General features: G+C 49.5%; 10 protein-coding genes. 3 read left to right on the top strand and 7 right to left on the bottom strand.

Translation table 11 applies throughout. The features are described from left to right. Positions 1-106: 106 nt before the first annotated feature. Entirely contained in the window at positions 107-1003 is an 897-nt protein-coding gene (locus tag CRO57_RS11015) for a LysR substrate-binding domain-containing protein (protein ID WP_097154038.1), read from the top strand. 48 nt (positions 1004-1051) lie between these two features. On the opposite strand, the gene CRO57_RS11010 is transcribed toward CRO57_RS11015, so the two are convergent. The 5 genes from CRO57_RS11010 to CRO57_RS10990 all read right to left on the bottom strand — a co-directional run bounded on the left by CRO57_RS11010 (position 1052) and on the right by CRO57_RS10990 (position 7725). Further along, positions 1052-1873 carry a response regulator gene (locus tag CRO57_RS11010; protein ID WP_097153503.1) on the bottom strand — a complete coding sequence of 274 codons (822 nt, stop codon included), beginning with the start codon at positions 1871-1873 and terminating at the stop codon, positions 1052-1054. A 9-nt stretch (positions 1874-1882) separates the two neighbouring features. Further along, the gene (locus tag CRO57_RS11005; RefSeq protein ID WP_097153502.1) at positions 1883-3838 is read right to left on the bottom strand and encodes a cache domain-containing protein; all 1956 of its coding nucleotides are present in this window, start codon (positions 3836-3838) and stop codon (positions 1883-1885) included. A gap of 344 nt (positions 3839-4182) precedes the next feature. Beyond that, the gene (locus tag CRO57_RS11000; protein WP_097153501.1) at positions 4183-6093 is read right to left on the bottom strand and encodes a sensor histidine kinase; all 1911 of its coding nucleotides are present in this window, start codon (positions 6091-6093) and stop codon (positions 4183-4185) included. Positions 6094-6125: 32 nt separating this feature from the next. After that, positions 6126-6488: a response regulator gene (locus tag CRO57_RS10995; protein WP_097153500.1), complete on the bottom strand. Its 363-nt coding sequence runs from the start codon at positions 6486-6488 to the stop codon at positions 6126-6128. 355 nt (positions 6489-6843) lie between these two features. Then, positions 6844-7725 carry a LysR substrate-binding domain-containing protein gene (locus CRO57_RS10990; RefSeq protein ID WP_097153499.1) on the bottom strand — a complete coding sequence of 294 codons (882 nt, stop codon included), beginning with the start codon at positions 7723-7725 and terminating at the stop codon, positions 6844-6846. An 82-nt stretch (positions 7726-7807) separates the two neighbouring features. Between CRO57_RS10990 and CRO57_RS10985 the strand changes: the two genes are divergently transcribed. Together CRO57_RS10985 and CRO57_RS10980 are read left to right on the top strand one after the other, a co-directional pair. After that, positions 7808-9010 carry a GntT/GntP/DsdX family permease gene (locus tag CRO57_RS10985; protein WP_097153498.1) on the top strand — a complete coding sequence of 401 codons (1203 nt, stop codon included), beginning with the start codon at positions 7808-7810 and terminating at the stop codon, positions 9008-9010. Next, positions 9001-9537, top strand: coding sequence for a GNAT family N-acetyltransferase (locus tag CRO57_RS10980; RefSeq protein ID WP_210200844.1), 537 nt, complete (start codon positions 9001-9003; stop codon positions 9535-9537). The genes CRO57_RS10985 and CRO57_RS10980 overlap by 10 nt, the downstream gene beginning before the upstream one ends. 56 nt (positions 9538-9593) lie before the next feature. On the opposite strand, the gene CRO57_RS10975 is transcribed toward CRO57_RS10980, so the two are convergent. Together CRO57_RS10975 and CRO57_RS10965 are read right to left on the bottom strand one after the other, a co-directional pair. After that, a complete protein-coding gene (locus CRO57_RS10975; RefSeq protein ID WP_097153497.1) occupies positions 9594-9857 on the bottom strand; it encodes a hypothetical protein in 264 nt (87 codons plus the stop codon). Positions 9858-11117: 1260 nt separating this feature from the next. Further along, complete coding sequence (locus CRO57_RS10965) at positions 11118-11468, bottom strand: hypothetical protein (protein WP_097153495.1); 351 nt, start codon at positions 11466-11468, stop codon at positions 11118-11120. Positions 11469-11706: the final 238 nt, after the last annotated feature.

Here is an 11706-nt window from a genome sequence, read left to right as displayed (position 1 = left end):
AAAATTGGTGATGCGTATATGCGTCATCTTCTTTATTGACATCGTGCATATGTCGCGGGATAACAAATTTAATATCAGCATCAAACATAAGGAGAATTTATACCTCATGGCTCGAAACCTTCCTCCTTTGAGTGCAATTCGTGTGTTTGATGCAGCCGCCCGACACAGCTCTTTTACGGCCGCATCCACGGAGTTGGGTATGACGCAAGCTGCAGTCAGCTATCAGATCAAGATTTTGGAAGAGAGGGTGGGGGCGGCCCTGTTTGAGCGCGTTGCGCGTGGTGTGCAGCTCACCAAAGTTGGTCGCAGATTGTTTCAGCAATCTTCTGCTGCGCTCGATATTCTGTCAGATGCCTATAGTGACGCCCAAGGAACCAATGCGGGTACATTGTCGATCAGTGTCATTCCAACCTTTGCGACCAGTTTTCTGGCTCAGAGAATTGGAACGTTTCATATGGCGCATTCTGACATTGCCGTGAGGATGGAAGTTGGGGAAACGTTGGTAGATTTTGCGACCAGCGAGTTTGATGCCGCTATCCGCGGTGGTTATGGCGAATGGAATGGATTGTGCAGTCATCTTCTGATTCCAGCGGTATTCACTCCCATGCTTTCGCCCAAACTTATTGATGAAGCGGGTGAGCTTTCTTCGCCTGAAGATCTGCTGAAATTACCCATCCTATCTGAAGGGGATGCCTGGTGGCGGCACTGGCTGTCTTTGGTCGGGTTGAATGATGCTGCCATTGTTTCTTCTTCGGAGAAGCATTTTGCGCCTCAGATCGTGGAGGCTGGTGCGGCGGTAGCCGGACATGGTGTGGCGATGCTGACACCGACCTTCTTTCAAAGCGAGCTGGAAAGCGGACTTCTGGTTCAGCCCTTCGAGCAGGTTGGCTATGATGGCTGCGGATATTGGCTGGTCTATCCCGAGAGCCGTCGCAACGCGGTCAAGATCAAACGATTTCGATCTTGGCTGGAAAGTGAAACAGCACAATTTCGGGATCGCTGATTGATGCGATCCTGATGATCAGTGCTGTCAGTGCAAGTGCAACCTTGTTCAACGTGCCTTGTTTCTGGTGGCATCCAGTACCGTTTTGAAAATTTCAACCGGTGGGTATGGATGTTCAATGATGGTGCCGATGCCTTGCTCGGTGAAGGCACTTTTCAGATTTTCATCGGTTTGACCATTGCACATCAGCACTGTTCGACCCCGGTTATGAGTGGTTTTCTGGTTGATCATTCCACTGAGATAATAATGCACGATCTTACTATAGACCATGAAGCAAAGGTCATTTTGCTGTATGCTGTCCTTACGCACTTTGAGATGGGATTCCGATATGAACTCCACGAGGCAACCAAGCTGGTTCAAGGCGCTTTCAATGGGACTGACAAAGTCATGTGATTTTGCCACGATTGAGATGCTCAACGGCTCCTTGAAACCCTGATCTTCTTTCATGGAATAGTAAATCTTCTTCAGCCGGGACTCGTTGGTCTCCTTGATCTTCCTGTTTCGTGCCAATCTTGCTTTCAGTGTTGCGAGAAGCAGGTCATAATCAATTGGTTTTCGAATGAAGTCATCTACTCCGAGACTCTTGGCCCTGATCTCGTCCTCGCGCGAGGATTTGGCAGTCAGGTAGATGAAAGGTGTCTCATCATGCTGGGGTAATCTTTCGCGAACCAGCTCCAAAAGCTTGTAGCCATCAATCAGCGGCATCATGACATCGGAGAGAATGAGATCGACATAATCATATTTCAGTATCTCAATGGCTTCCTTGCCATTGTTAGCCTTGATGACCTCATAGCCATTGTCTTCCAGCTCATCGGCGATATCATCCAAAATGAGCTGTTCATCTTCAACACAGAGAATTTTTTCATTCATAACCTTCTCCTATGATGCTTGCTTTGTCAGATTGGATGTATTCTCATCCTGCGCCCCTATGAGCGAAGCAGGTAGCAGGATGTTGAAACAGGATCCTTTGCCAAGGGTGCTTTCCACTTTGATGTTGCCGCCGTGCTCGTCCAGCACCATCTTTGCAAAATGCAATCCGATGCCGGTGCCAGCGCGGCTGAGCCCGGAAGAGGCGCGGAAATATTTCTTGAAAATACTGGGTAATTCATCCTCGGCAATGCCGACGCCCTGATCTTGAACCGTGATGGTGACGTATTTGTCATCGACTTGCCCTTCAACTCTTACTGGAGAGCGGGGGGCTGAATATTTCACGGCGTTGAGAATGATGTTTGACAGGCACTGATTGAGCAAGACTTCATCTGCGAGGAACTCTTCTGGCAGATTGTCTACATTGCAATGAATGACAGCATCTTCCTCTGCCTCACAATAGCCCTCGCAAAGCTGTTTGAGGCAATGTTGCAAATTGATTGACTTGGCTTGAATTTTGACACCCTCGATTTCGTCACTGGAGAAGGACATGAAGCGTTCGATGAGAAATTGCATGCGTTGCACAGCATTTTGAATGTTGGCGGTGCGCTCCAGTAGCCGGTCTGGTGTTATGTCTTCTACCCGCTTTTCAATGCGGCGAATATTTCCATTGATGATAGTTAGCGGTGTCTTGAATTCATGAGAGGCCATGGTGACGAATTCGCGTTGCGTTTCAGCGAGTGCCATTTCCTTCTGCAAAAGCTTTACCAGCTCCGATGTCTGGCCTTGCAGCTTAACATTCTGCTTCTTGTATTCCGTGATATTGGAGAAGACGGCAATGGAACCGCCATCCAACGTGCGGGACTTTTCAATCCGATACCATTTGTCATTATGCAGCTCTTTTTCGCAGCTGTAGGAAGGTGACGGCTCGAATTCATCCTTGCCGGTCAGGCCAGGGGAGGGGAGCTCTTCTATTCCGAGTTCGGTTATTGTGGATTTTTTCTCCAGATGTTCGGAAAGGGAAGGATAGAGCTCCAGCATCAGTCGATTGGCAAGGATCAGTCGATCACTTTCATCAAAAATGATGATGCCGTCATTGATGACATCGACTGCATTTATGAGTAGATCGCGGTTGAATCTGACTTCATTCATCGTTTGTTGCAATTGGCCTTCGAGAGTCTTGCGATGGTTCTCATTTGCGATGAAAATCCGAATGGCTCGAGCCATTCTTCCCACTTCATCCTGTCGCCTCAGGCCTTCGACCGCGATGTTACTCTCACCTGCAGCCAATTGACCCATATTGCGGATCAACTCGCCCATGGGTTTGGAAATGGATTGGATCACCAGATAGGACACGAAACCGGCAAAGGCAAAGGCGAAAATGGTCAGGCCGATTGTCTTGGCGGCATGGACGTGGAAGGCGGCTTTCAGATCGTCAGTATAGATGCCCGTGCCCAATACCCATTGCCATTCAGGGATGGCTTCCACCCAGCTGATTTTCTCGATGGGGGTGCCGCCGTTGGGTTTCTCCCAAAGATAAGTATAACGCCCTCCACCCTGTTCTGACAGGGTTATCAGATCACGTGTAATATAATTGCCACGCGAATCCTTGACATTCAAAAGATTGGTGCCCTGCAAGGCCTTGTTTGGATGTACCAGATTGGTGCCGTCTTTGTGAAAGACAAACACATAGCCGACGCCGTCATCATAGCGGATCTGCTCCAGTGCGGCCTTGGCGCGGATTTGGGCTTCTTGACGTGAGAAGAGTCCTGCTTTTTCCTGCTTTTGGACAACGGTGACGGCTGTTTTGGCGGATTGGATGATATGTTTCAATCCTGTGACGCGTTCTTCCTGCATTGTATGCCAGAGCTCGTTCAAATTCAGAGCAGTCAGGGCCATCATGAAGAAGAATAGAATAAAAGCCGGTATGGAAATTTTCCAAAACAGCGTCAATCGAGAAAGCAACATGGTACCACCCTTCTAGTTGCAAGTTGCTTTCATAGTAGTGGCTTATAACTAAATTGGAGTTAAAGAATGCAGTGATTGGTTGGTATTTTTTTTTGAATTCATAATACTATCTAATGAGTTTTTATTATGAGTTAATGCAGGAGGTATATTCTTTATTTTCAATAAATTTTAATATATATTATAAATATAAGTTTTTATATTTATCTAGTATTTATATATTGTTGTTTTGGTTGAAATGTTGATTTTCTTGCATGAAGAAGTAAATGAATGAAGCCTTTCTTATTTCTTTTTGTGAGCAGAAAGACTTGCCTCTACCAAATTCACCGCATTTGTGAGTCTACGGCCTAACTCGCGGCAGGCAAGGTTATGGTGAAAGTGCTGCCTTCGCCGATCTTGCTTGTGACCTCAAGAGTTCCATCATGCTCTTCAATAAGGCCTTTTGCCAGATGCAGACCGATGCCGGTGCCTTCTATTCCCTCGGCGGTTTTGGCCCGAAAGAATCGGGTAAACAATTGTTTTTGATCCTCTTCGTCAATGCCAAGGCCAAAATCACGGACCGAAACAAAGGCATTGTTCTCATCGCTCCAGCCTTTGACAATAATGTCGCTCGCATCAGGCGAGTATTTTACGGCATTGGACAGGAGATTGGTGATAATCTGGTCTAATGCGGTAGCATCAGCCTGTATTTCTGATGGAAAATCCGTCAGATCGCGGATTATTTGCCGGTCTGGGGTAACGTCCTGCTGACGAATACAAGCCTCATTGACAATGGAGGTGATGTCACAGGGAGACAGAGAAATTTCAAGCTTGCCTGAATCGAGCCGTGAGCTTGACAATGTACTCTCCATCAATGCGATCAGGCGAGTGACAGCTGAAGTGATCCTGCCCGTCCGCTTCAGCAATTCTTCCGTTGTCAAATTGTCTTTTTTACGCAGCAATCGACGAACTGAGGAGTCGATCACTGCCAGTGGTGTCCTGAATTCATGGGAGGCCATTGCAATGAATTGTCGCTGGGATTCGTTCAGTTCGGTTTGTTGCTGCAAGGCAGTGGAGACTTCCGAATAGGCTTGCCTCTGAGCCTGTTCGAGCGCTCTTCTGGGTGTAATATCGCGAATGGTAGCAGATATCACACTTTCGTCTTCAAGAGGCACTTTCACCAGACCGACTTCGGCAGGAAACCGTGTGCCATCCAGACGATGCCCGATCACTTCCACAGTTTGCCCTGCCGAGGCCATGGAGTCTATGTCACCGTCGAAGATCGAAGATATCTTCTCCTCTCTGGCCTCGGAATTGTTCGACATAAACAGGGTAGCAAAATCCCGACCTGTCAACTCATCCTGTTCAAGACCGAACATTTTCTTTGCGGCATTGTTGCCGAGAGTGATTTTTCCATAGGTGTCTGAAACAATAATTCCGTCCAGACTGTTATTCATGATCGCGGAAAGCAAGGCGGATTTGGCCGTCATTCTGCGTGCGACCGAGGCAAAAAGGACAAGCATCAGAAATGCGAACAATATTCCGATGCCGACCAGAGATATGATATCGCCGTCAATGGTCTGATCAGGGCGCGCGCACAAGGATCCTTCATAGAAGGTCACGGCCAGCATTGCGGTATAATGCATTCCCGAGATGGCGACGCCCATAGTGGCTGCCGCTATAGTATTCGACCATATGGTATTGGCTTGCGGGAAAAATTTCCTGATTTCTGTTCGGGCGGACAGAGCAATAATCGCCAATACCACCGCTACGGCAATCGACACGGCAAAAAGCACAGGATCATATCCCATGGATGCATTTGCACGCATTGCATCCATGCCGATGAAATGCATTGCTCCGATTCCGGCACCTGTAATCGCGCCTCCTGACAGGATGGATTTCCAACTGACTGTTTCGCGACTGAGTAGGAACAGGACAACCAGACTGGCACCGATTGATGGAATGGCAGAAATCAGTGTCTGGTTTAATGCATATGCAACAGAAAAGGGCAGCTGATAGGCGAGCATGCCGACGAAATGCATGGACCAGACGGCGCACCCCATTGCCGCAGCCCCAAGTCCGAGCCACAACAATCTTTCGTTGCGTTTGCTGGCCATCTGGATCTGACCGCATACGGTCAGTCCTGCAAAAGAGCCTGCAAATGCGAACAGATATGACAGTAGAACCAGTGGGATGGAATATCTTGCGGCATACGGGATCATCAAATCCAGATTACCTGTCAGGAATCGAATACCAAGTATATCTAATCCAAAATCCATTTCTAAATTCCGTTATTGACCCACCTCGATCTTCACAAAAGCTCCTCAAGCTTATCCAGCAATTGATCATAATCGATCGGTTTCGTAAAATAGCCACAAGCACCTTGATCCAGCCCTTTGGACATGTCCTTTTCATCTGAAAGTGCCGTCAGATAGACCACAGGAAGGCCGTCGAATTCGGGATGGTTCTCACGCAGGTCTGCAACAAGCTGCCAACCGTTTTTCCGTGGCATTGTAATGTCGCTGATAACCAGGTCGGGTTTATGCTCAAGGATCATTTCCAGGCCTTCCTGACCATCACATGCTTCCAGAACATCATAACCAGCCTCGGCAATTTCTTCGACAAGATCGGTACGAAGGTCAGAATTGTCTTCAATACATAGTATTTTCGACATGGCGGATATGAAAACCCCAAGTAACGTTAAGTTGAAATACTTATCTGAATACTCCAGATAGTTTAGTGCTGATTGGTTAAGCCAATTTTAAAATAGGAAACCAGGCAGTGTAGACGGATTTTATCAAGATGAATGTTGCCGCAAGAGATGCGATTGCTCTCGTTTCTGTCATAATCTCATGGACATGAATGAGCTCTCGACCTGGTTCGGTGGAATTGCAATTGTTATCACTTATCGCAAGTTCATTCGGTGATCGCTGTTCAATGTGACGACCTGTAGTTTCGGGTGGCTAGAAGGATTGATAATTGGAGTTTGATCACAGTCTGATCTCGGTTTTGCCAGTGTTTCATGTACATCACATCTTGCAGAACTGATCGATGAGCCATGCTTTTACCGCGATCATTGCTTCAGACGGTGCACTGGTTTTGGGCCTGACGAACCAATAGGCATAGCTGGCATCAAGGCTGATATCGAACGGGGCCATCAGCCGCCCTGCTGCAATGTCATCTGCCACCAGCAATGAGCGACCAAGGGCAACGCCCTGATGCTCCACCGCTGCTTGCAGGATGGCGGCATCATCGCCAAGGCGTGGGCCCATGTTCGGAGGCTGCTGGCACTTGGCGGCCTTGAACCAGGCGGGCCAGTCTTCGGGGATGTCGCCGCAAAGCAAAGTGGCGTGTTGCATATCCTCTGGTGTCTTCAGGCCATGTTTTTGCGCATAATCTGGCGAGCAGACAGGCAAGATGGTCTCGGTGCCAAGCTTTGTTACCTCCAGATTGCCCGTCGGTCCGGGGCTATAGCGAATGGCAGCGTCCACTCCGTCGCTGGTAAAATTCACCAGATGGCGGGATGCGGTGATGCGCAAGTCGATCTCGGGATTGTGACTCATGAAAGAGCCCAGCCTTGGGGCGAACCAGCGGGCGGCGACAGATGGCAACATGGACAGGGTGACAATCTGCTCGGAGCGTTTGGCATCGGCCACCGCGCTCCAGGTGCGGGCAAAGGCATCCGCCAATTGTATGGCCAGTCGCTCGCCTGCCGGGGTTACGCTCAGTCTTGCCCCGTTGCGTACAAACAGATCCACGCCCAGGATCGCCTCCAGATCGGAGACTTGTCGCGATACGCCACTTTGCGTGATGCCAAGTTCTTCTCCGGCTGCGGTGAAGGTGCCACAACGGGCTGCGGCTTCAAAAACCTGCAAAGACCGTAGGGGTGGTTTTATATGAGTTGAACTCATGCTGGCTCTCGGAAATTCGCATTATGGGCTGGCTTAAGCTTAATCTAACATGAGCTGAGATCAAATAATAGCAAGGCCAGCCATGAGTGACTATCAAGCAAGCATACCCGCCAGTGCAGGGTTCAAACGTTATGTGCCAGATTTGCCGCTGGTTATCTGGATGGTGCTTTTGACGCTTCTTTTGGGGCTTATGGGTGGATTGCCAGCAGTAGATCTGATTGCTGGCTTCAATCAAGGTTTTGGGCGGGCTCTTGGGGAGTTCGCTCTGATCCTGTTGCCGTCTTTCACGTTGGCTGCTGCTCTCTCTCGTCAGAATTTGGGCTCAGACGCCGCTGGCCGGACAGCAGCGATGGCATCGCCCATTGCAGGGGCGGGGATGATTTGTCCTGATACCGCTTATGCGGCGCTGTCCCCTGTGGCGGGGCGCTATAAACTGGACCTGGCCTTTGGCGCTTATGCAGGTTTCAAGCTGCTTTATCCTGCAGGTCCTCTGATTGTCGCTGCGGGATTGGGGATCGGCACAATACAGGTGGAACCGGTGCTTTTGTTGGCTATCGGTGTGGGACTGACATTACCCGTCTGGCTCGTGGGGGTGCTTTGGGGGCGTTGGATGGCAGGTGATGGGGCTGTGTCACAGACAGAGCAATCGATAAGCTCGGGCAACTTGTTTCTCAGCTTTGCGCCATTTGCACTGATGGCTTGCTTGCTGCTGCTTGGTGGTATTGTGGGAAAGACAGGTATTGGTGTGCTGGATTTTCTGCTGATGCCGAAAGGGGCGTTACTGGCGGCGGCGCTTCTCTCCTTGCTGCAGGTTGCGCCTGATCAGCGGCGGGATTGTCTGGATAGTGCCGTGCGCCGCACCGGATCGCTTTTGCTGGTGATTGGGGCAGCCAGTGCCTTTGGCTCTGTTCTGACCGGCATGGTGGCATTGGATCAGATTGTGCCTGCGGGCAGTGGCCTACTGACCCTTCTGGCTCTTTTTGCTTTGACCATCCTGTTCAAGCTGGCGCAGGGGTCGTCCATGGCGACCTTTGCTGCCATTGCGCCCGTCGCGGCGCCCATTGTGGCTGTGTCCGGTGTCAACCCAATCGCTGCCATCTTCGCTATATGCCTTGGTTCCTTTGTCGCGATCCTGCCCAATGACAGCTATTATTGGCTGGTGCGCCGGGATGCCTTGGCTGAGCAGGAAGAGGGGCGGGCGATCTGGATTCTCTCTGGTGGGGCCATCCTGCAAGCTGCTATAGGGATGGTGCTGTTGCTGGCAGGAGTGATGATATGGACCTGAGTGAGATCACAATGGGCGAGATGATAATCCGGGTGCCGATCCCTGATGATGAAGCAGCCATTGCAGTTATTGACGCGCAAGGGCTGGCGAGTGGTCATGCCTCATTCCGCGATCAAACCCATGACTGGCGGAGCTTTCAAAAGAGCTTCATGACAGGACGGGCTTTGGCGCTGATTGCAGAAGATGAAAAGGGCGTTGCTGCCTGGGCCGGGGTGAGCGTCATCTCAACTCGCGCTGTCTATCAGGGTGTTGGCGAGGTCTCGATCTATGTCGCCAATGATCGGCAAGGCTGTGGCACTGGCCGTCGGCTTTTGGAAGCGATGATCCAACATTCCGAAGAAGCTGGTTACTGGACCTTGATTGCACAGATTTTCCCTGAGAATGAGACCAGCCTGAAACTGCATGCGGCACTTGGCTTTGAGGTGCTCGGCACCCGTCGCAAGCTTGGAAAAATGACTTATGGCCCGATGGCTGACCAATGGCGCGATGTGGTGATGATGGAACGGCGAAGCGCGATTGTGGGCTGAGATTTGATCGCCGTTGGAGCTATGGCCCGCTAGATGCGAGCCATAGAAATATCAGTTTAGTTGCAGGCACCGCCATCGCAATTATTCGAGCAGCATTCGCTGTTTGATAGGCAAGGCTCTGCTTTTTCGTGACATTTGCCAGCGACGTCAAAGCTGCCAGTCGGGCATTGCTTTGCTTTTCCATCTGACTTTTCAGCTTGCAGCTGAATTTGAACAGGAGAGGATTTCGCTACTGCCGTGCCTTCAATTTTGGACGGGGCAGCGAAAGCGAGAGAGGAAGACAGGATGAGGGCAGAAGCCAGAACGAGAGCAGTTTTCATAGTGATTTCCATTTACAGTGAATTGAACCGGACCTTGTTCAGCGTTGCATTGCAACTGGATCAGATCAATTCGTGCAGATGTAGCATAAGCACCAGATATTGTTTGCGTTTGTCTTTGCAGAATTTGCTTAACTGATGGATTCCGAAACTCATTGAGTGATTACGCATTTCCCATCCTGCCGCTGGTATGGCTGATTGCATGTCCAATCGTTTCCACTATAGTTGAGATGGGCGTTTTGAGGCAGTTTGATGGCGAGGCATTTGGTTTCTGATGCCCTATATCCTCTCTCGCAATCCCATCCGGTTCCGTTTGATGAACCAGATAGAAATCCATGTTTGGGAACCTTGATTGCAATACATGCATTGTCTATTCCAATAAATCCGCGATTGCACTTCCACCCCCTGCCATGGGCCGTCTCGACAGAATAACCATTCCGAGGAATGGTTACGGCAATGCAGCTGTTGTCTGTTTTGCGAAATCCGCGTTCACATTCCCACCCTGGATCACCTCCAAATTGGGAGAGATACCCGTTTTCTGGGATCTTGATTGCCAGGCAGGCATTCTTGGATCTCAGATATCCCCGGTCGCACTCCCATTTGTCACCATAGGAATTGAGATAGGCATTTTTAGGTATGTTGATCTTCTTGCAGAATTGATCGACTTGTTTGAAGCCGCGTGAACATTCCCACCCGGTGCCGAATGAAGAAGAGGTCAAATATGCATTCTCCGGGACTTTGATGGCAATGCAGCGATTTTCGTCTCTGCGAAACCCGAGAATGCACCGCCAACCGTCTCCGTAGCGATTGGTTTTTGCGTTGTCGGGAATTGTACCGTTGGCGGCAACGGAGCCAAGGCCCATCATGATTATGCCAATAGCAAGCAGGAGAGGCCAGAAGATATGCTTCGATTTACTGCTTTGTGACATTTTGTAAAATCCATTTGGAAGGAAAAAAAGACCGGATGTTGCTCGAGCCGTTGAAAGTTAATAAAGCTAATGATGTGATCTGGGATCCCGTGCTTTTGAGGGCCCGGGAAGCCAGTTATTCTTACCCGGTAAGACTTTCATTGAACTGGGTAGGCGCGTGTAATCCCGACCGATATCTTCGATCTGGTGGTTTTGTGGCAGTTCTGACCACTTTAATATTGGATCACTACATGAAGTCGCTGGAGCCTTTGGTGATGTCGGGCACCATTTGGAATTCAACGATATGTATATACAAGCTCTGAATTCTGATGGTCAGAGCTTGAATATCCATAGCCTACATGGTTTTGATCAGTTCAACCTGACAGGCCTGAGCAAGAAACACATTTGGTTTGTCTGCGCCGGGAGGTGTTGCCCATCCGGTTTTTTCTATAATTGATTGACGTTGAAAGCTATTGGCCGCCTTGAGTTTAGCAAAGACATTGTCAGCTTGTGGGTCTGATTTCGAATTCTGTATGCAATATGGCACAAGCGCAGACGTCACAGCCGTTCGTGATGCTTTGGCAGAAAGTTCCTGTGCGGAGCTGCTTGTCATCCAACCACCCCAATTGAACCCGACAATCGCCAGAGCAGCAGCACCTGCGCCCGCACCCAGAAGTGCGGGGGTCGTCCATTTAGAAATTTGCATGATTTTGTCCAATCGATATTGGGGCAAGCGCGCATGATTACGGGCTAAGTTGGCATTCTATCATATTTTCTTATGAAATGAGATTAATTAATTTAGGTCTTGAATAATTGAACCATGGGCCCCATATACTTATGATGTGTTACTGCCATCATTGGCTATCTGATTTCCCGGTTGTCCGGTTTGTTTGGTTTCCCCTGATTTTGTGACGTATTTACCCGTGAGCATAATGCCTGCGGGA

It is taken from the genome of Cohaesibacter gelatinilyticus, from assembly GCF_900215605.1.
Lineage (GTDB): Bacteria > Pseudomonadota > Alphaproteobacteria > Rhizobiales > Cohaesibacteraceae > Cohaesibacter > Cohaesibacter gelatinilyticus.
This window is presented reverse-complemented; position numbering and strand designations above follow the sequence as displayed.